The sequence below is a fragment of the Neobacillus sp. YX16 genome, from assembly GCF_030123505.1.
GTDB lineage: Bacteria > Bacillota > Bacilli > Bacillales > Cytobacillaceae > Neobacillus.
Window position 1 is genome coordinate 199,455 of the sequence record NZ_CP126115.1, and the last position, 20,538, is coordinate 219,992.

General features: G+C 41.7%; 14 protein-coding genes, 9 tRNA genes and 3 rRNA genes. 23 read left to right on the plus strand and 3 right to left on the minus strand.

Annotated features, from left to right (window positions below; genetic code table 11):
- Positions 1 to 38: 38 nt before the first annotated feature.
- On the minus strand, positions 39 to 623 hold the full coding sequence (gene gerD, locus QNH48_RS01030) for a spore germination lipoprotein GerD (RefSeq protein WP_283953416.1): 585 nt from the start codon (positions 621 to 623) through the stop codon (positions 39 to 41).
- 154 nt (positions 624 to 777) lie between these two features.
- On the opposite strand from gerD, the gene QNH48_RS01035 reads away from it, so the two are divergent.
- The gene (locus QNH48_RS01035) at positions 778 to 1,464 is read left to right on the plus strand and encodes a KinB-signaling pathway activation protein (RefSeq protein WP_095251986.1); all 687 of its coding nucleotides are present in this window, start codon (positions 778 to 780) and stop codon (positions 1,462 to 1,464) included.
- 23 nt (positions 1,465 to 1,487) lie between these two features.
- Here the strand turns inward: QNH48_RS01035 and pdaB are convergent, their stop codons facing one another.
- Positions 1,488 to 2,240 (minus strand): polysaccharide deacetylase family sporulation protein PdaB, encoded by a 753-nt coding sequence (gene pdaB, locus QNH48_RS01040; protein ID WP_283953417.1) that lies wholly within the window; start codon positions 2,238 to 2,240, stop codon positions 1,488 to 1,490.
- A gap of 137 nt (positions 2,241 to 2,377) precedes the next feature.
- On the opposite strand from pdaB, the gene QNH48_RS01045 reads away from it, so the two are divergent.
- From QNH48_RS01045 to glmS, 20 genes are all read left to right on the plus strand, one after another.
- Positions 2,378 to 2,608 carry a hypothetical protein gene (locus tag QNH48_RS01045; RefSeq protein ID WP_095251988.1) on the plus strand — a complete coding sequence of 77 codons (231 nt, stop codon included), beginning with the start codon at positions 2,378 to 2,380 and terminating at the stop codon, positions 2,606 to 2,608.
- 275 nt (positions 2,609 to 2,883) lie between these two features.
- Positions 2,884 to 4,433: ribosomal RNA gene (locus QNH48_RS01050) — 16S ribosomal RNA — on the plus strand.
- Between the two features lie 199 nt (positions 4,434 to 4,632).
- Positions 4,633 to 7,570: ribosomal RNA gene (locus QNH48_RS01055) — 23S ribosomal RNA — on the plus strand.
- A gap of 132 nt (positions 7,571 to 7,702) precedes the next feature.
- Positions 7,703 to 7,818: ribosomal RNA gene (gene rrf, locus QNH48_RS01060) — 5S ribosomal RNA — on the plus strand.
- The 16S, 23S and 5S rRNA genes sit together here with 9 tRNA genes alongside, the layout of an rRNA operon.
- A gap of 10 nt (positions 7,819 to 7,828) precedes the next feature.
- Positions 7,829 to 7,903: transfer RNA gene (locus QNH48_RS01065), tRNA-Asn, on the plus strand.
- Between the two features lie 26 nt (positions 7,904 to 7,929).
- Positions 7,930 to 8,002 (plus strand) — tRNA-Thr (locus QNH48_RS01070).
- Between the two features lie 20 nt (positions 8,003 to 8,022).
- Positions 8,023 to 8,097 (plus strand) — tRNA-Glu (locus QNH48_RS01075).
- 39 nt (positions 8,098 to 8,136) lie between these two features.
- Positions 8,137 to 8,212: transfer RNA gene (locus tag QNH48_RS01080), tRNA-Val, on the plus strand.
- Between the two features lie 65 nt (positions 8,213 to 8,277).
- Positions 8,278 to 8,353: transfer RNA gene (locus QNH48_RS01085), tRNA-Thr, on the plus strand.
- Positions 8,354 to 8,364: 11 nt separating this feature from the next.
- A tRNA-Tyr gene (locus QNH48_RS01090) sits at positions 8,365 to 8,449 on the plus strand.
- 48 nt (positions 8,450 to 8,497) lie between these two features.
- A tRNA-Gln gene (locus QNH48_RS01095) sits at positions 8,498 to 8,572 on the plus strand.
- Between the two features lies 1 nt (position 8,573).
- Positions 8,574 to 8,646: transfer RNA gene (locus tag QNH48_RS01100), tRNA-Lys, on the plus strand.
- 138 nt (positions 8,647 to 8,784) lie between these two features.
- Positions 8,785 to 8,860 (plus strand) — tRNA-Ala (locus QNH48_RS01105).
- Between the two features lie 334 nt (positions 8,861 to 9,194).
- Positions 9,195 to 10,091, plus strand: coding sequence for an arginase (rocF, locus tag QNH48_RS01110; protein WP_283953418.1), 897 nt, complete (start codon positions 9,195 to 9,197; stop codon positions 10,089 to 10,091).
- A 190-nt stretch (positions 10,092 to 10,281) separates the two neighbouring features.
- Positions 10,282 to 10,845, plus strand: coding sequence for an RNA polymerase sigma factor SigW (gene sigW, locus QNH48_RS01115; protein ID WP_095251278.1), 564 nt, complete (start codon positions 10,282 to 10,284; stop codon positions 10,843 to 10,845).
- A gap of 16 nt (positions 10,846 to 10,861) precedes the next feature.
- Positions 10,862 to 11,485 carry an anti-sigma factor family protein gene (locus tag QNH48_RS01120; RefSeq protein ID WP_283953419.1) on the plus strand — a complete coding sequence of 208 codons (624 nt, stop codon included), beginning with the start codon at positions 10,862 to 10,864 and terminating at the stop codon, positions 11,483 to 11,485.
- A gap of 134 nt (positions 11,486 to 11,619) precedes the next feature.
- Positions 11,620 to 12,453 (plus strand): diadenylate cyclase CdaA, encoded by an 834-nt coding sequence (gene cdaA / locus QNH48_RS01125; protein WP_133372085.1) that lies wholly within the window; start codon positions 11,620 to 11,622, stop codon positions 12,451 to 12,453.
- Complete coding sequence (locus tag QNH48_RS01130; protein ID WP_283953420.1) at positions 12,446 to 13,675, plus strand: CdaR family protein; 1,230 nt, start codon at positions 12,446 to 12,448, stop codon at positions 13,673 to 13,675. Before cdaA ends, QNH48_RS01130 begins: the two co-directional genes overlap by 8 nt.
- A 38-nt stretch (positions 13,676 to 13,713) precedes the next feature.
- Positions 13,714 to 15,063, plus strand: coding sequence for a phosphoglucosamine mutase (gene glmM, locus QNH48_RS01135; protein WP_283953421.1), 1,350 nt, complete (start codon positions 13,714 to 13,716; stop codon positions 15,061 to 15,063).
- A 456-nt stretch (positions 15,064 to 15,519) separates the two neighbouring features.
- Complete coding sequence (glmS, locus tag QNH48_RS01140; protein ID WP_283953422.1) at positions 15,520 to 17,322, plus strand: glutamine--fructose-6-phosphate transaminase (isomerizing); 1,803 nt, start codon at positions 15,520 to 15,522, stop codon at positions 17,320 to 17,322.
- Between the two features lie 344 nt (positions 17,323 to 17,666).
- Here glmS and QNH48_RS01145 read toward each other — a convergent pair whose 3' ends face one another.
- Positions 17,667 to 18,593 carry a nuclease-related domain-containing protein gene (locus QNH48_RS01145; protein WP_283953423.1) on the minus strand — a complete coding sequence of 309 codons (927 nt, stop codon included), beginning with the start codon at positions 18,591 to 18,593 and terminating at the stop codon, positions 17,667 to 17,669.
- A 161-nt stretch (positions 18,594 to 18,754) separates the two neighbouring features.
- On the opposite strand from QNH48_RS01145, the gene QNH48_RS01150 reads away from it, so the two are divergent.
- Both QNH48_RS01150 and QNH48_RS01155 read left to right on the plus strand, forming a co-directional pair.
- Positions 18,755 to 19,732 (plus strand): ABC transporter ATP-binding protein, encoded by a 978-nt coding sequence (locus QNH48_RS01150; RefSeq protein ID WP_283953424.1) that lies wholly within the window; start codon positions 18,755 to 18,757, stop codon positions 19,730 to 19,732.
- Positions 19,729 to 20,532, plus strand: a complete 804-nt coding sequence (locus tag QNH48_RS01155) for an ABC transporter permease (protein WP_283953425.1) — start codon at positions 19,729 to 19,731, stop codon at positions 20,530 to 20,532. The genes QNH48_RS01150 and QNH48_RS01155 overlap by 4 nt, the downstream gene beginning before the upstream one ends.
- Positions 20,533 to 20,538 lie beyond the last annotated feature (6 nt).

The following is a 20,538-nucleotide window of genomic DNA, read 5'->3' on the forward strand; positions in this document are numbered from 1 at the left end:
GAAGAGGCTTTTCATTACTATTTATTATTACTGACGACTTATTGTTCTTTTTCCTCACTTTTTTCTTCTTCTTTTTTCTGTGTTTCTTCAGCAGCCTTTAAGAGTAATTCTTGCATTTTTACCTTGAAAAGAGGGCTTTCAAGCGTTTCCGAAATAACTTTTTGAAGGTGTTCCCGATATTCCTTACTTTTTAAAGCGTCAGCCATTTCCTTCTGAATTTCCGGTTCCTTGAAAACCTCAATCATCATGCCTCTATATTCAGGATCTTTCATCAAATCCTTTAATAGTTTTTCGTTCTCAGTTCTCATGCTTTTTGCTATACCTTGGGCAAACTTTTCGTCACTAAAGGTTTTTTTCCAAAACTCTGTAGCATTCTCTGAAGTAAGGGTTTGTTGAATCGTATCCGAAACAACTTTTTGGTCCATCACCAGCGTTTCTTTCATCTTATCATCAGACATTACTTCCTGAATTGCTTTCTTCCCATCATCTGTTTTAAGGATATCGACAACCATCTTTTTTGTTGCTTCATAATCTATCTGTTCTCCACCGCTTGCTTCTGGAGATGCACAACTAGTTAACATCATGGTAAAGAGCAAGAGGGGTATAAGGCTTTTTCCTTTCATAATAAAAGCTCCTTTCACATAAGAGTCCTTAATTTCTAGGATGAAGAAAAGAGCGTAAGATTATGCGTGAGGAAATTGAAAAGATGGATTTTTTATTATTGGATTGGTACAATCAGTAAGGATATTTTATTTTTTGTTATTGGAGGATAATAGTGTGACGAGTCGTATTTGGGTTAGGCTGTTTATGACAACGCTATTAATTGGCGGAATTACAACAGCAATTGTAGGCTTTATTATCAATTGGAATGAATATGTGCACTATTTTACTGATTTTCGAATCATCAATATATTATCCGCTCTTTTTTGGTTTATCTTATGGGGCATCCTTTATAGTGTTATAAGTCAAATGGGCTTTTTTGCCTACCTAACGGTTCACCGCTTTGGCTTAGGTATCTTTAAATCCGTCTCACTTTGGAATGGAGTTCAAGTAGTTATTACTCTATTTGTGTTATTTGATCTTGTTTATTTACGCTATGAGACCTTTGCAAAATCAGGGGACAGCCTACTCCCTTATATCGTTCTAGCAGTCCTTCTGTTAATTCCTGCTTTGGTCACAGCATGGTTTAAAGCCAAACAAACAAATCGAGAGGCATTTATTCCTGCACTCTTTTTTATGATTGTAGTAACGGTTATCGAGTGGTTCCCTGTTTTACGTGTTAATGAACATAGCTGGGTTTATCTAATGTTGTTCTCCTTATTAGCCTGTAATGCTTATCAATTATTGATCCTTCATAAGTTAAACATGCAATCACAGCAGGTGAGACAGAGAATTGAGAGTAAACGATTACCGAATAAAAAAACAAATGCTCAGAAAAAATCAAGCAAAAAACCGTCCCTTTAATATGGTGGACGGTTTTCCTTTTGTTATTTAATTTCTTTTGATTCAACTTCTCCATTTGCGATTAACTCTGAAACAGTCACAAGTTTCAAGCCTTTATTTTGTAATTCATGGAGAATTCCCGGCACTGCCTTTGCGGTTTGTTTAGCGGAATCAGATGCATGGAGCAGTACAATATCTCCTTTATCCGCTTTCTTTACATTTGTAATAATTTGATTAACACCAGGATTGGTCCAATCCTTCGAATCTACACTCCAATGAACGACTGTATATCCATACCGTTCAGCAATTTTTAAGGAGCGTTCGTCAAAGTGACCTGTGGGAGCACGCAGAAGCTTTATTTCTTTTATATTTAACTTACTAAAAGCCTCCTTTGCTTTTGCAATGTCTTTCCCAATATTAACATCTTCTAATTCAGTATAATCCTCATAAGCATAGCCAAGAATTCCAATTTCAAATCCTTCCTTAACTATCCGATTGACAATATCCGGATGCCTCTCTGCCCATGAACCAGCCAAAAAGAAAGTCGCCGATTTCACATTCTCTTTTTTCAATGCATCTAAAATAGGCTCTGCCTTTTCATCACCCCAGCCAATATTAAAGGTAAGAGCAATGTCTTTTTCGCCGCGATAAACGGCTTTAGGTCCATCCTTTGTAGAAAAGACTGGAGATAACGACAGATTACTCATAAATAGGAACATTGCAGTAAAAAATGCAGCAATCACTACTAGAAAAATTTGTTTTACAGATTTACCATCCAACACAAAAAAGATATTCATTATGACCACCTCGTCCATTGCTATCCTTGTCTCATACCTATGCAAATTTTTTTATGAATATGATTAACAAAAAATAATTATAAATTTTACTATTTTGGAAAAGACTACTAAAACTACATCTTACAAAGGGTGATTCAATGTTTGGGCTTCTCATTAATGAAAAAGAAGTAAAAGAAATGGAATACCTGATAAAGAGAGAGATGGATGAAATATTGTTTGACTTAAAGGATGATCGTATTGATCATATAGTAAAACGAGCAATGGAAGAACGTTATAAGATTTTATTTACTTTGTTTAGAAGAGTGGCCTCTCCAAATGAGTGTTTGAAATATATGAGACGAGATAATAAAAGCAGAAAGAAGGGATAGATATTCTTTCTTGAAAAAGAAGGAATTAATTTAATAAATATCGTTGACTTTTAAATGGTATGTTGGTATATTAATAAACGTCGCTGCTGACGTTAAAGAAATCACTTGAAAAAAGTTATTGACTTTACATCGTGGTGATGATATATTTATAAAGTCGCTTTTAGGCGAATGAGTGAAATTGATCTTTGAAAACTAAACAAACAAGAACGTCAACAAACAATTTTTTAGCTTTTTAGAAAAGCTAAGCCAACGTAACAAAATGAGCTATATCAACTTTCTTGGAGAGTTTGATCCTGGCTCAGGACGAACGCTGGCGGCGTGCCTAATACATGCAAGTCGAGCGAATCTTGAGGTGCTTGCACCTCTTGGTTAGCGGCGGACGGGTGAGTAACACGTGGGCAACCTGCCTGTAAGACTGGGATAACTTCGGGAAACCGGAGCTAATACCGGATAATCCTTTTCCTTTCATGAGGAAAAGCTGAAAGTCGGTTTACGCTGACACTTACAGATGGGCCCGCGGCGCATTAGCTAGTTGGTGAGGTAACGGCTCACCAAGGCGACGATGCGTAGCCGACCTGAGAGGGTGATCGGCCACACTGGGACTGAGACACGGCCCAGACTCCTACGGGAGGCAGCAGTAGGGAATCTTCCGCAATGGACGAAAGTCTGACGGAGCAACGCCGCGTGAGCGATGAAGGCCTTCGGGTCGTAAAGCTCTGTTGTTAGGGAAGAACAAGTATCGGAGTAACTGCCGGTACCTTGACGGTACCTAACCAGAAAGCCACGGCTAACTACGTGCCAGCAGCCGCGGTAATACGTAGGTGGCAAGCGTTGTCCGGAATTATTGGGCGTAAAGCGCGCGCAGGCGGTCCTTTAAGTCTGATGTGAAAGCCCACGGCTCAACCGTGGAGGGTCATTGGAAACTGGGGGACTTGAGTACAGAAGAGGAAAGCGGAATTCCACGTGTAGCGGTGAAATGCGTAGAGATGTGGAGGAACACCAGTGGCGAAGGCGGCTTTCTGGTCTGTAACTGACGCTGAGGCGCGAAAGCGTGGGGAGCAAACAGGATTAGATACCCTGGTAGTCCACGCCGTAAACGATGAGTGCTAAGTGTTAGAGGGTTTCCGCCCTTTAGTGCTGCAGCTAACGCATTAAGCACTCCGCCTGGGGAGTACGGCCGCAAGGCTGAAACTCAAAGGAATTGACGGGGGCCCGCACAAGCGGTGGAGCATGTGGTTTAATTCGAAGCAACGCGAAGAACCTTACCAGGTCTTGACATCCTCTGACACTCCTAGAGATAGGACGTTCCCCTTCGGGGGACAGAGTGACAGGTGGTGCATGGTTGTCGTCAGCTCGTGTCGTGAGATGTTGGGTTAAGTCCCGCAACGAGCGCAACCCTTGTTCTTAGTTGCCAGCATTCAGTTGGGCACTCTAAGGAGACTGCCGGTGACAAACCGGAGGAAGGTGGGGATGACGTCAAATCATCATGCCCCTTATGACCTGGGCTACACACGTGCTACAATGGATGGTACAAAGGGCTGCAAGACCGCGAGGTTTAGCCAATCCCATAAAACCATTCTCAGTTCGGATTGTAGGCTGCAACTCGCCTACATGAAGCCGGAATCGCTAGTAATCGCGGATCAGCATGCCGCGGTGAATACGTTCCCGGGCCTTGTACACACCGCCCGTCACACCACGAGAGTTTGTAACACCCGAAGTCGGTGGGGTAACCGTAAGGAGCCAGCCGCCTAAGGTGGGACAGATGATTGGGGTGAAGTCGTAACAAGGTAGCCGTATCGGAAGGTGCGGCTGGATCACCTCCTTTCTAAGGATAATGCAGTCCTTGTGGACTGATAAAAAGTTGACTGTTACTTGTTTGTTTAGTTTTGAGGGAGTAATTCTCTCAAAGCTTTTTTTAATCGTTCTTTGAAAACTAGATAATCGTAAGAAGAAGTCAAAGTAAAACCGAGAATCGCCACATTAGTTTTTCTCTCTTAAGTAATTAAGAAGAAAATAACCTTTTAGGTTAAGTTAGAAAGGGCGCACGGTGGATGCCTTGGCACTAGGAGCCGATGAAGGACGGGACTAACACCGATATGCTTCGGGGAGCTGTAAGTAAGCTTTGATCCGGAGATTTCCGAATGGGGGAACCCACTGCTCGTAATGGAGCAGTATCTTTACCTGAATACATAGGGTATTGAAGGCAGACCCGGGGAACTGAAACATCTAAGTACCCGGAGGAAGAGAAAGCAAACGCGATTCCCTGAGTAGCGGCGAGCGAAACGGGACATAGCCCAAACCAAGAGGCTTGCCTCTTGGGGTTGTAGGACACTCAACATGGAGTTACAAAGGAACGGGGTAGATGAAGCGGTCTGGAAAGGCCCGTCATAGAAGGTAAAAACCCTGTAGTTGAAACTTCGTTCCCTCCTGAGTGGATCCTGAGTACGGCCGGACACGAGAAATCCGGTCGGAAGCTGGGAGGACCATCTCCCAAGGCTAAATACTCCCTAGTGACCGATAGTGAACCAGTACCGTGAGGGAAAGGTGAAAAGCACCCCGGAAGGGGAGTGAAATAGATCCTGAAACCGTGTGCCTACAAGTAGTTAGAGCCCGTTAATGGGTGATAGCGTGCCTTTTGTAGAATGAACCGGCGAGTTACGATTACATGCAAGGTTAAGTTGAAAAGACGGAGCCGCAGCGAAAGCGAGTCTGAATAGGGCGATTTTAGTATGTGGTCGTAGACCCGAAACCAGGTGATCTACCCATGTCCAGGGTGAAGTCCAGGTAACACTGGATGGAGGCCCGAACCCACGCACGTTGAAAAGTGCGGGGATGAGGTGTGGGTAGCGGAGAAATTCCAATCGAACTTGGAGATAGCTGGTTCTCTCCGAAATAGCTTTAGGGCTAGCCTCACGTTGTAAGAGTCTTGGAGGTAGAGCACTGTTTGGACTAGGGGCCCTCATCGGGTTACCGAATTCAGACAAACTCCGAATGCCAAAGACTTATCCGTGGGAGTCAGACTGCGAGTGATAAGATCCGTAGTCAAAAGGGAAACAGCCCAGACCACCAGCTAAGGTCCCAAAGTTTACGTTAAGTGGAAAAGGATGTGGAGTTGCTTAGACAACCAGGATGTTGGCTTAGAAGCAGCCACCATTTAAAGAGTGCGTAATAGCTCACTGGTCGAGTGACTCTGCGCCGAAAATGTACCGGGGCTAAACGTAACACCGAAGCTGTGGATTGACACCGTATGGTGTCAGTGGTAGGAGAGCGTTCTAAGGGCGTTGAAGCTAGACCGTAAGGACTGGTGGAGCGCTTAGAAGTGAGAATGCCGGTATGAGTAGCGAAAGACGGGTGAGAATCCCGTCCACCGTATGCCTAAGGTTTCCTGAGGAAGGCTCGTCCTCTCAGGGTTAGTCGGGACCTAAGCCGAGGCCGAAAGGCGTAGGCGATGGACAACAGGTTGATATTCCTGTACCACCTCTTTATCGTTTGAGTGATGGGGGGACGCAGGAGGATAGGGTAAGCGCGCTGTTGGATATGCGCGTCCAAGCAGTTAGGCTGGTAAGCAGGAAAATCCGCTTACCGTAAAGGCTGAGCTGTGATGGCGAGGGAAATATAGTACCGAAGTTCCTGATTCCACACTGCCAAGAAAAGCCTCTAGCGAGATAAAAGGTGCCCGTACCGCAAACCGACACAGGTAGGCGAGGAGAGAATCCTAAGGTGTGCGAGAGAACTCTCGTTAAGGAACTCGGCAAAATGACCCCGTAACTTCGGGAGAAGGGGTGCTTTTTGAGGTGAATAGCCTCGAAGAGCCGCAGTGAATAGGCCCAGGCGACTGTTTAGCAAAAACACAGGTCTCTGCGAAGCCGCAAGGCGAAGTATAGGGGCTGACGCCTGCCCGGTGCTGGAAGGTTAAGAGGAGGGGTTAGCGCAAGCGAAGCTCTGAATCGAAGCCCCAGTAAACGGCGGCCGTAACTATAACGGTCCTAAGGTAGCGAAATTCCTTGTCGGGTAAGTTCCGACCCGCACGAAAGGCGTAACGATCTGGGCACTGTCTCAACGAGAGACTCGGTGAAATTATAGTACCTGTGAAGATGCAGGTTACCCGCGACAGGACGGAAAGACCCCGTGGAGCTTTACTGTAGCCTGATATTGAATTTTGGTACAGCTTGTACAGGATAGGTAGGAGCCTGAGAAACCGGAGCGCTAGCTTCGGTGGAGGCGTCGGTGGGATACTACCCTGGCTGTATTGAAATTCTAACCCGCACCCCTTATCGGGGTGGGAGACAGTGTCAGGTGGGCAGTTTGACTGGGGCGGTCGCCTCCTAAAGAGTAACGGAGGCGCCCAAAGGTTCCCTCAGAATGGTTGGAAATCATTCGCAGAGTGTAAAGGCACAAGGGAGCTTGACTGCGAGACCTACAAGTCGAGCAGGGACGAAAGTCGGGCTTAGTGATCCGGTGGTTCCGCATGGAAGGGCCATCGCTCAACGGATAAAAGCTACCCCGGGGATAACAGGCTTATCTCCCCCAAGAGTCCACATCGACGGGGAGGTTTGGCACCTCGATGTCGGCTCATCGCATCCTGGGGCTGTAGTCGGTCCCAAGGGTTGGGCTGTTCGCCCATTAAAGCGGTACGCGAGCTGGGTTCAGAACGTCGTGAGACAGTTCGGTCCCTATCCGTCGTGGGCGCAGGAAATTTGAGAGGAGCTGTCCTTAGTACGAGAGGACCGGGATGGACGCACCGCTGGTGTACCAGTTGTCTTGCCAAAGGCATCGCTGGGTAGCTATGTGCGGACGGGATAAGTGCTGAAAGCATCTAAGCATGAAGCCCCCCTCAAGATGAGATTTCCCATAGCGTCAAGCTAGTAAGAACCCTGAAAGATGATCAGGTTGATAGGTCAGAGGTGGAAGCGTGGTAACATGTGGAGCTGACTGATACTAATCGTTCGAGGACTTAACCAATTTATAAAAGCGAACTCGTTTTACAAACTTCTTCTGAAATTATCTAGTTTTGAGGGAATGAATTTTTTTCAAAAACCTCTTGAAAAATATCGAAAAGACAGTATAATAATAAATGTCTTTGAGAAAAAATAGTCTGGCAATAATGGCGAGAAGGTCACACCCGTTCCCATACCGAACACGGAAGTTAAGCTTCTCAGCGCCGATGGTAGTTGGGACTTTGTCCCTGTGAGAGTAGGACGTTGCCAGGCTTTATATTGTTCCGCAGTAGCTCAGTGGTAGAGCTATCGGCTGTTAACCGATCGGTCGTAGGTTCGAGTCCTACCTGCGGAGCCATTTCTATTTAAATGAAAATTAGCTATGCTTCCATAGCTCAGTAGGTAGAGCACTTCCATGGTAAGGAAGAGGTCAGCGGTTCGAGCCCGCTTGGAAGCTTTCCTATTTTTAAATTATATGGCCCCTTGGTCAAGTGGTTAAGACACCTCCCTTTCACGGAGGTAACACGGGTTCGAATCCCGTAGGGGTCACCAGAGTTTTTTTGCGATAGAGAAAATAATGTACCATAATATGGAGGATTAGCTCAGCTGGGAGAGCATCTGCCTTACAAGCAGAGGGTCGGCGGTTCGATCCCGTCATCCTCCACCAAAGTTTTTTGCGATAGCAAAATAATCATATTTTTTTTCACAAGTTGAAGATTTTATTTAATTTATGCCGGGGTAGCTCAATTGGTAGAGCAACTGACTTGTAATCAGTAGGTTGGGGGTTCAAGTCCTCTCGCCGGCACCACTTTTTTAAGTGGAGGGGTAGCGAAGTGGCTAAACGCGGCGGACTGTAAATCCGCTCCCTCCGGGTTCGGCGGTTCGAATCCGTCCCCCTCCACCACTTATATTTTTATTAAATGTTGGACAAACTAGTTAATGTCCTTAACATTGGGCTATAGCCAAGCGGTAAGGCATCGCACTTTGACTGCGACATGCGTTGGTTCAAATCCAGCTAGCCCAGCCAAGAGCCATTAGCTCAGTTGGTAGAGCATCTGACTTTTAATCAGAGGGTCGAAGGTTCGAATCCTTCATGGCTCATCATTTTACAAATTGACCCCAAGAGATATTTTATCTCTCAGGGTCTTTATCTATGAAAAGCGGAAAGTGCTCAGTGGTAGAATTAACCCCCTGCAAAGGTGGTGGGTTGCTCATTTCGAATCCCGTTTTCGTTCATATGGGGCCTTAGCTCAGCTGGGAGAGCGCCTGCTTTGCACGCAGGAGGTCAGCGGTTCGATCCCGCTAGGCTCCACCAAAGTTTTTTTCACTTTAGTGAAAATAACCAAAGTTTTTTACGAAGCAAAATAACCATCACACTACATATTAAACTTTGCCTTAAATCATTTTGATTTAAGGCTTTTTTATTGTTCAAGACAAATAATTGGACCTTATGGCTATAAGTAATCAAAAACTTGAAAGAAAAGCAAAAACGGTCACTCATAACGTGATGAGAGCTCGAAGACTGCAAAAAAAAGAAATGACGGTCACTAATAAAGGCAACCCGTATATATATACAAAATCTTGTCGAGTTGAGTCATTCGCATGAAAACGGTTAAAATAGTAGTTATAGAAGGGGCAGGAGGTACAGTATGAGAAAACTATCTATTATTGGGATGCCGATGGATTTAGGTCAAATGAGACGTGGAGTTGATATGGGACCTAGTGCTATCAGATATGCGGGAATAAATGAGAGACTGAAACCACTTTTTGACCAAATTCATGACATGGGGGATATTCCAATTGGAAGACCTGAAGTGGTGATCGATAAAGAATCTAATTTGAGAAATTTAGACCTCGTTGCTGAAAAAAGTACACTACTAGCAGAAAAAGTGGATGAAGTTATTCAATCAGGATCCTTTCCACTTGTTTTGGGTGGAGACCACAGCATTGCCATTGGTACATTAGCGGGTGTTTCAAAGCATTATAAGAACCTAGGGGTTATTTGGTATGATGCACATGGTGATTTGAATACGGCAGAAACCTCGCCTTCAGGAAATATACATGGCATGCCGTTAGCTGCGAGTTTGGGTATTGGTCATCGTTCCTTAACAGATATCGCAGGGTATGCACCAAAAGTAAAACCAGAAAACGTGGTTATTATAGGTGCAAGATCACTTGATGAAGGCGAAAAGATATTAATCAAAGAAAAAGGTATTAAAGTATATACTATGCATGAGATTGATCGATTAGGGATGGCACATGTGATGGAGGAAACGATTACATACTTAAAGGAAAGAACAGATGGTGTTCACTTATCACTAGATTTAGACGGATTAGACCCTAATGATGCTCCGGGGGTAGGGACTCCAGTGATGGGCGGAATTAGTTATCGTGAAAGTCATTTGGCAATGGAAATGCTCGAAGAGGCTCAGATTATTACCTCAGCAGAATTTGTAGAAGTTAATCCTATTCTAGATGAGAAAAATAAAACCGCGAGAGTTGCTGTCGAATTAATGGGCTCCTTGTTCGGAGAAAAATTATTATAATCATTAAGCAGCAGCTTTCCAAGAAAGCTGCTGTTATTATTTCAGTTTTAAAATGAATAAGCCTTCTTATATCCAAAATTAGTTAATTTTTGTTAATATAAAAAGTATATAAGAAGATATTATTTATATTGAAACCTTTTTGCTTATGATTCGTAAGATTGTATAGCCGCATTGGAGCTGAGATAAATTAATGGAAGCCCTTATAAAAAAAAGAATTAAACAAGTTATAAAAGGCGATCAGGACGCATTTGCTGAAATTGTTGAAATTTATAGTAACAGCATTTTTCAGCTTGGGTATCGAATGCTGGGAAATCGCCATGAGGCAGAGGACATTGCACAGGAAGCCTTTATCCGTGCATATGTTAATATCAAATCATTTAATCAGGATTTAAAATTTTCTACATGGTTATTTAGAATTGCGACAAATTTATGTATCGATAGAATTAGGAAGAAGAAGCCAGATTACTACCTTGACGCAGAAGTTTCAGGAACAGATGGTCTTACCATGTATTCACAGCTTTCTTCGAACTCCCCTTTACCTGAGAATGAATTGGAAAGTCTTGAACTCCAAGAAACGGTTCAAAAGGAAATATTAAAGCTGCCTGAAAAATACAGGTCAGTTATTGTTCTGAAATATATGGAAGAGTTGTCACTAAATGAAATAAGTGAAATCCTTGATATGCCATTAGGCACAGTTAAAACCCGTATCCATCGTGGACGCGAGGCATTGCGACAACAATTACGTTATGTGTGATAAGAGGTGAAACACGTTGAAGTGTAATGATGAAATCGTTGACTTAATGCATGAATACTTAGATGAAGAAATTGACCCTGCAAATGAGATGATTTTAAGAGAACACCTCAAAGGCTGCAAGGAATGTGAGACACTGTTCAATGAGTTTAAGAAGACGATTGCAGTGGTAAAAGGAACGTCTAGAATGCAGGCACCACCTGATTTTACAGCGAAAGTGATGGCCAGCCTGCCGAGGGAAAAGAAAAAGGTAGGCATGCAACGATGGTTGAGAAATCATCCGCTGATAGCTGCTGCTTCCTTATTTTTGGTTTTAATGATTGGAAGTGTATTATCAACATGGAATCAAGAACGGGAATTTTCTGTTTCTAAACAGGAAAATTTAGTGGTACAAAACGATACGGTGATTGTCCCTGAAGGAGAAGTCGTCAAGGGTGATGTCATCGTTCGAAACGGCAAGTTAAAAATCGAGGGTGAAGTACAGGGGGATGTAACGGTTATAAACGGGGAAAAGTATTTAGCTTCTGCCGGACATGTAACGGGCCAAATTGAAGAGGTTAATGAAGTATTTGATTGGATTTGGTACCACATGAAAAAGACAGCCTTTGATGTTATTGATATCTTTAATGAAAGTGAAGAATAATAAAAAGAAGTCACTCAGCAAGTGGGTGATTTCTTTTTTAATGATAAGTATTTGAATGACAAATAATAGGTACAAGTGGCATTTATGGTATAATATATGGGTTATAAGTTAGACAAATTTACGGAGGAAAAACAATGCCGTTTTTTGAAGATTTTACAATATGGAAGTACCTAGCTAGTATTGTTGATATTCTCCTTGTTTCGTATGTCATTTATAAGTTATTAAACCTTATAAAAGGAACGAAGGCTGTACAATTACTAAAAGGAATTGTAGTGATTCTCCTTATTAGAGTTGTCAGTGAGTTTTTTGGTCTAAATACACTAAGCTGGTTAACGCAGCAAGCTATTGATTGGGGATTCTTAGCAGTAATCATTATCTTTCAACCGGAGCTTCGGAGAGCCCTTGAGCAATTAGGAAGAGGGAGGTTTTTTTCAAGAAGCAGTGGGCCTGATGATGAGGAACAACAGAAAATGGTGGACGCAATTATTAAAGCAACAGATTATATGGCGAAACGCCGCATTGGTGCCTTGATTTCCATTGAGAGGGAAACAGGGATGAGTGATTACATTGAAACAGGTATCCCGCTGGATGCAAAAATATCTTCTGAATTGCTTATTAATATTTTTATTCCAAATACACCACTTCATGATGGTGCTGTCATTATCCAAAAAAACAATGTAGCGGCGGCTGCGTGTTATCTTCCATTATCTGAAAGTCCCTTTATCTCAAAGGAACTAGGTACAAGACATCGTGCTGCTCTAGGAATTAGTGAAGTTACAGACAGTTTAACCGTTGTCGTTTCAGAAGAAACCGGAAATATCTCTCTCACGAGAAACGGAGAGCTTCACCGAAATTTAACATTAGAAGGATTTAAGGAATTAATCTCTCATGATCTAATCGTTACCAGCACGAAAGTAAAACCGGCTTCTTCAGCTCGTTGGAACTGGAGGGGAAAGAGTAATGGATAAATTAATGGATAATCCCTGGTTTATTAAAATAATGGCCATATTACTGGCAGTTCTACTATTTTCTGTCGTCCCTAATTCTGGCAGCAAGACAAACGAAATTAATGTACCAGGGGGAAATACCACAGAGACCTTAGTTGATATTCCTGTAAAAGCTTATTATGATACAGAAAACCTTGTAGTGACAGGAATACCGGATACGGTTGATGTAACGATTGAAGGACCAATACCCCATGTACAGTCAGCAAAGGCTTTAAAAAACTTTGAGGTATTTGTCGATATAACCAATGCTAAAATTGGAAACCAAAAGGTAACAATTGAAGTTAGTGGTTTATCAGATAAATTAAAAGCAACCATCAAGCCAAGCTCGATAACCGTAGCAGTTCAAGAAAAGGTCACGACTGAGTTTACGGTAGAGGCAGAGTTCGATAATGATTTGATAAAAGAGGGTTATTCCGCGGGACAACCCACCGTTAAGCCAAATAAGGTAAAAATCACAGGTGCAAAAGATGTAGTCGATCGAATTACATATGTAAAAGCAGCACTTGAAGGCGGAGATATACTCGATAGTACTGTGACAAAAGAGGCACAAGTACAGGTACTTGATAAAGAACTAAATAAACTGAATGTAGTCGTTGAGCCGGAAATCGTAGAAGTTACAATTCCAATAAAAAGCAATACAAAAACCGTCCCAATCAACATCCTTGAAAAAGGTACTCCGCAAGAAGGAATCACGATTGAATCAATGGAATTAGATGTTAAGGAAGCCGCTATTTCAGGGGATGAGAATGTTTTAAAAAATACGGAAAATGTCCGTGTTGAAGTGGATGTAAGTAAAATAAGTGAAAGTACGACCCTGACTTTACCGGTTATTATCTCAACCGGAATAACAAAAGTAACACCTGAAACGGTAAAGGTCACCGTGGTTGTGAAGAGTGATGTAGAGAAAACAGTATCTGGCGTCCCAATTAAAATTAGAAATTTACCTGAAGAATATGAGGCGGTCATCAATGACCCAGAGAATCGAGTAGTAAATTTATTAGTCTTTGGAACAGGGACAGCAGTAACTGAGCTGGGACCAAACAACTTCGATATATTTATTGATCTAAATGGACTTACAGAGGGTGAGCATAACGTGAACATTCAAGTGAATGGGCCGCCTAATGTAAATTGGGAACCTGATAAATCATCTGCAAAAATTACGATAACAAGAGACAACGCATAAACACACAGCAGTATACATGATAAGGAGCGATTTTGAAAATGGGAAAATACTTTGGTACCGATGGCGTCCGCGGCGTTGCAAATAGTGAATTAACACCTGAATTAGCATTTAAATTGGGACGTTTCGGGGGTTTTGTATTAACAAAGGATAAGGACAGACCAAAAGTACTAATTGGTCGTGATACCCGTGTTTCCGGACATATGCTAGAAGGGGCATTAGTAGCAGGTTTACTTTCTATTGGTGCAGAGGTAATGCGCTTAGGGGTCATCTCGACTCCTGGGGTATCCTATTTAACAAAGGCACTGGGAGCCGAAGCCGGTGTAATGATTTCCGCTTCACACAATCCGGTTGCAGACAATGGAATTAAGTTCTTTGGTCCTGATGGATTTAAGCTTTCTGATGACCAAGAACTTGAGATTGAAGAATTAATCGATATGTCAGAAGATCAGCTGCCTAGACCTGTAGGTGCAGACCTAGGTCAGGTCATGGATTATTTTGAAGGTGGTCAAAAGTACCTTCAATACTTGAAAAATACAGTTGATGAGGATTTTTCAGGCATACACATTGCATTAGACTGTGCCCATGGAGCTACTTCTTCCCTTGCCACGCATCTATTTGCCGATTTAGATGCGGATATTTCCATTATGGGTGCTTCGCCTAATGGTATTAATATTAATGCTGGAGTGGGTTCAACACATCCTGAAGCCTTAGCGGCAATGGTCAAGGAAAAAGGTGCAGATGTGGGGCTATCGTTTGATGGTGATGGGGACCGTTTAATTGCCATAGATGAAAAAGGTAATATCGTCGATGGTGACCAAATTATGTTTATTTGTGGAAAGTATATGAAAGAACAGGGGCGTCTAAAACATAGCACAATTGTTTCAACCGTAATGAGTAATCTTGGGTTTTACAAAGGCTTAGAGGGCTATGGAATTCATAGTGTACCAACGGCAGTTGGAGACCGTTATGTGGTAGAAGAAATGAAGAAAAACGGCTTTAATCTTGGTGGGGAGCAATCTGGTCATATTATTTTCTTAGACTATAATACAACTGGTGACGGCCTTTTAACTGGATTGCAATTAGTAAATATTATGAAATCAACTCAGAAAAAATTATCCGAATTAGCTGCAGATATGAAAAAGTTTCCCCAGAAGCTTGTTAATGTACGGGTAACGGATAAACACCATGTTACGGATAATGAGAAGGTAAAAACAGTCATTGAGCAGGTGGAAGCAGAAATGAATGGGAACGGCCGTATTCTTGTTCGCCCATCAGGCACAGAACCACTAGTCCGCGTCATGGCTGAGGCACCTACCGAAGAATTATGTGCAGCATATGTTGACCGAATTGTTTCTGTTGTAAAAGCAGAAATGGAATTAAAGGAATAGATTATTGGATATGCATAAGGGACGATAATGAGCCCTTATGCATATTTTATTATGTAAAGGGAAAATCAAACAACTTTCCTATTTATTATTTTATTGACGAATAGTGATTCATCAGTTACGATTAGTTTGCTTTGTTTCTTAAAAGGCAAAACTAATTTTGAAGGAGGATAGTTGATAAAAAAGTTTAATAAAAGCGCCTGAACTAACCAGTGTGGGTTAGTTGACGAGGAGGAGGTTTATCGAATGTTCGGCGGATACCTCCCGGTTGAACGCACAACCGATATTTTCTCTTTAAAACACCGAGGCAACTCGGTGCACAAAGAGAGGAAAATGCGCATACTAAACATAGCAATGAAAAAGAAGAAGGTATATACAGATACCTTTCCAAAACAGAGATAAGGGGGCAAGGTGAGCCTCCAAAGCGTTCTTGCCCCCTATATCAGGGAGGAAAAGAAAATGTGTGGAATTGTTGGATATATTGGAATGAATGATACGAAAGAAATTTTATTAAAGGGCTTAGAAAAGCTTGAATATAGAGGTTACGACTCGGCAGGAATTGCTGTTATGAACGAAAAAGGTGTCCATGTATTTAAGGAAAAGGGACGTATTGCTGATTTACGTGAGATTGTAGATTATGACGTTTTAGCTAATAGCGGAATTGGTCATACACGCTGGGCTACTCATGGAGTACCAAGCAGAACAAATTCCCATCCCCACCAAAGTGCATCTGGACGTTTTACCCTTGTTCACAATGGTGTAATTGAGAACTATGATCTTTTAAAGCGAGACTATTTAGCAGATGTAACGTTTGTAAGTGAAACTGACACAGAAGTCATTGTTCAATTAGTTGAAAAGTTTGTTCACGAAGGCTTAGAGGTTTTAGAAGCTTTTCGTAAGACACTTTCACTTTTACATGGCTCCTATGCCCTTGCCTTATTAGATGAACAAAATAGTGAAACTATTTTTGTTGCAAAAAATAAAAGCCCATTATTGGTAGGCTTGGGTTCTGATTTTAATGTTGTTGCGAGCGATGCGATGGCAATGCTTCAAGTAACAAACGAATACGTAGAGCTTATGGATAAAGAAATCGTTATTGTCATGAAGGATGAAGTAACCATCCAGAATCTTGATGGAGAAACGATTACTCGTACTTCTTACATTGCTGAATTGGATGCAAGCGATATTGAAAAAGGCACATACCCTCATTACATGTTAAAAGAGATTGATGAGCAGCCTGCAGTTATGCGTAAAATCATTCAAGCGTACCAGAATGAACAAGGTCAATTAACGATTGATCCTGAAATCATCTCTGCAATGAACAACGCTGACCGCGTTTATATTATTGCGGCCGGAACATCCTATCATGCAGGACTAGTTGGGAAGCAGTTCATTGAAAAGATGGCGAAAATTCCTGTAGAAGTTCATATTTCAAGTGAGTTCGGCTATAATATGCCTCTTCTCTCTGAAAAACCATTGTTCGTCTTTATTTCACAGAGCGGTGAAACTGCGGATAGTCGTGCCGTTCTTGTTAATATTAAGGAAATGGGTTATCAATCATTAACGATTACGAATGTTCAGGGTTCAACTCTTTCTCGTGAAGCCGATCATACTCTATTGCTTCATGCTGGTCCTGAAATTGCAGTTGCTTCTACAAAGGCATATACAGCACAATTAGCTGTTTTGGCGATTTTAGCGGAAGTAACAGCAAAAAGCCGCAACCTTGACCCAGGATTTGACCTTATTCACGAACTTGGCCTGGTTGCCAATGCTATGGAAGTTCTTTGTGATTCGAAAGAAATTATTGAGCATATTTCGAGGGAGTTTTTATCTGTAACTCGTAATGCCTTCTTTATTGGACGTGGAATTGATTACTATGTTGGGTTAGAGGGAGCACTGAAGCTAAAGGAAATTTCTTATATTCAGGCAGAAGGCTTCGCTGGTGGAGAATTAAAGCATGGTACAATTGCCTTAATTGAAGAAGGTACCCCAGTAATCGCACTTGCAACCCAAGAAAGTGTAAACCTAAGCATTCGCGGTAACGTTAAAGAAGTAGTTGCCCGCGGCGCAAACCCATGCATTATTTCAATGAAGGGTCTAAACATGGACGAAGACAGCTTCGTTATTCCGGAAGTACATGATTTATTAACACCACTTATCTCTGTAATACCGCTACAAATTCTTGCCTACTACGCTGCACTGCACCGTGATTGCGACGTTGACAAACCACGTAACCTCGCAAAGTCCGTGACAGTTGAGTAAGGCATAGCCGTTAGACCCGTTCCTTTTTAAGGAGCGGGTCATTTTTTATTAATAGAATTAACAGTAAAGTTTCATGATGACCGTAATCAAAGGGAATTCGAGAAAGTGAAAACCAGGAAGCATTCATGAAGACCGTAATCAAAGGAAATCCGAAAAAGTGGTAATAATGAAGCGCTCATGATGACCGCAACCGAAGGAAATCCGAGAAAGTGGTAACCATGAAGCGCTCATGATGACCGTAATCGAAGAAAATTCGAGAAAGTCGTAACCATGAAGCGCTCATGATGACCGTAATCAAAGGAAATCCAAAAAAGTGGTAACCATGAAGTGTTCATGATTATACCTTATTCCTTCAGTATAGTTTCAAAATGTGAATACTTTCCGTATCCCAGTAATCTATAATTCATAGTTAAAAACTTCCGAATCGTCTTTTTAGACTCGACCACCGTGCACCAGTCATGAATAATATTAGTGGTGATTTTTAGGTCTGGAAAAAGCAGCTTAAACTCTTCTATACTTTGTACAACAGCTGATTCAAGCTCCTCCTCAAACCCGCAATCATTACACGTAAGTTTCCTTTCGCCACAAGTAACAAAAAATGAGCTACAGATAGCACATGTCATACCTTTTTGCAGTGAATGGTAATCATAGGCAGGTAATTTGGGGTAAGGAGATTCAATTTTGTGATCGTCTATTAATTGGTCAGCAAGCTTCCGATGCATTCCATTTAGGTTAGATGGTTTTGAGTTGAGTTTTTTCATAAAGCTGCCTAGCTGTGGAGGGAAGATAATCGAATCATTTTGGGGAGCCTGATATAAGAAGAAATTAGGATTAATAAAAACTAGATAGGGAAGAATTCGAAAATGGAACCCATTCTTTTTGAGATATTGTTGGAGCAAAGTTTCAGCTCTCTTTATCTGGTGCAAAGGGTTAGTTATAGGCTTTTGAGCACCATATATTAAAAATTCACCATCCTTGTAAAAATAATTACCTTCATAATTCTTAACTTCACAGAGAATAATCGTATCTTGAATGATCAATGTGGAATCTAATTGAAATTTTGAATGAGTTATTTCGAGCATTAGATCGTTTAATATAAAGAATTCATTATTCAGGTTTGCCGCCGTAAACAGATCAAATGCAACTTCCCCCTCATATCCTTTCTTCTGATACAAATACTGCTTCAGATCATCTTCCGTTAAGCTCATTCGTGTGTTTAGAATTCTTAATAATTTTAATAAATCTGATTCAATTCTAGATTTTAAGAGCATAGTCCACTTCCTTTCTAAAGTTAATAGTACAGAAGTTAAGGCATGAAATGCGTGAATTCTTTGTTAACAATTTATTAAGGAAACAATTCAAAAAATTCTTGACACTCTTCCTCTATAGATGTTACTATTTTCCTCTGTGACGAAAAAGGAGGGAATAACAGTTGATAAAATTAGAGGGCATAACGAAAGCCTTTAAAGTTCCCAAAAGATCCTCTGGGCTACTCCAGGCTACTAAAGCACTTTTTTACCGGGAGCATACGATTGTTGAAGCTCTTAACGAAATATCCTTCGCAATCGATCCCGGTGAAATTGTTGGGTACATTGGTCCGAATGGTGCCGGAAAATCAACAACGATTAAAATCATGAGCGGCATTTTAGTTCCTGACGGGGGAACCTGCAGTATCATGGGTTTCACACCATGGAAGAACCGGGTTGAGTATGTAAAAAATATAGGCGTTGTCTTTGGTCAGCGTTCGCAGCTTTGGTGGGATGTTCCGGTGATTGATTCATTTGAGCTATTGAAGGATATATACAATGTCTCGCCAAAAGAATATAAAACTACCTTAGATTTGCTCATCGAAACACTAGAATTAAAAGACATCATAAACGCTCCAGTAAGACAATTAAGTTTAGGACAGCGGATGCGCTGCGAAATTGCTGCTTCATTAATACATAACCCCAAAATCTTATTCTTAGACGAACCGACGATTGGCCTTGACGCCGTTTCGAAAATAGCAGTCCGCCAGTTTATCAAAACCATCAATCAGGAAAAAGGCGTCACCGTTGTCCTCACTACCCACGATATGAATGACATTGAAGCTCTAGCCAATCGAGTGATATTAATTGGTAAAGGCAGCTTGCTCTATGATGGAAAAATAGAGGAATTGAGAAAACGTTTTGGAACGCAAAAAACGATTACGGCAGATTATCGTAAAAACCCCAATAGCTTTGATATACCAGGGACCACAATCATCCATTGGTCTCCTGAGCACGCTGTACTTAGTATCGATACCGAACAGATTCTTACCTCCGACGTCATTACCCAATTATCTAAAAAAGTGGACCTATTAGATGTGACAATCGAATCACAGCCAATAGAAGATATTATTGTCCAGCTGTATAAGGAGTTCCAAATATGAAGGTATACGCTTCGGTACTTAAAATTAGACTTTTAATTGGTATGCAGTATCGTTCTGCGGCACTGGCCGGGGTGGCAACGCAATTCTTCTGGGGATTTATTTCGATAATGGTATTTGAGGCATTCTACGAATTTGCTGCTGTAACACCGCCAATCTCATTGAAGGAGTTAATCACCTACATATGGCTGCAGCAGGCATTCCTTGCTTTCGTCATGCTTTGGTTTCGGGACAATGAATTATTTGATCTGATAACAAGCGGGAATATCGCCTATGAACTTTGCCGCCCTACAGATTTATATGGTTTCTGGTATGCTAAACTTCTGGCACAGAGACTATCAAGCGCATTACTACGCTGTTATCCTATCTTAATCGTGGCTTTCTTTTTACCAAAACCCTACAACATGACACTTCCTCCCAATGCTGTAACCTTTATTTTGTTTATCATTACTCTTTTATTAGGCTTACTGCTATTAGTAGCCATTTCGATGTTCTTATACATTTCCGTCTTTGTAACCTTATCGCCAATGGGATCACTGTTGATATTTGGAGTTCTAGGGGAATTCTTTGCAGGTTTGATTATACCTATACCTTTACTGCCTTTATGGCTTCAAAAAATTGCCTACGTCCTCCCTTTTCGCTGGACTGCGGATTTTCCATTCCGTGTTTATTCAGGACATATAGCGCAAAGTGACGCCATAATCGGAGTTTTTATTCAATTGGGATATCTTCTAGGTCTCCTTTGGTTAGGAAAATTGGCGCTTAACAGTGCCCTAAAAAGAGTGGTCGTACAGGGGGGATAATGGGAG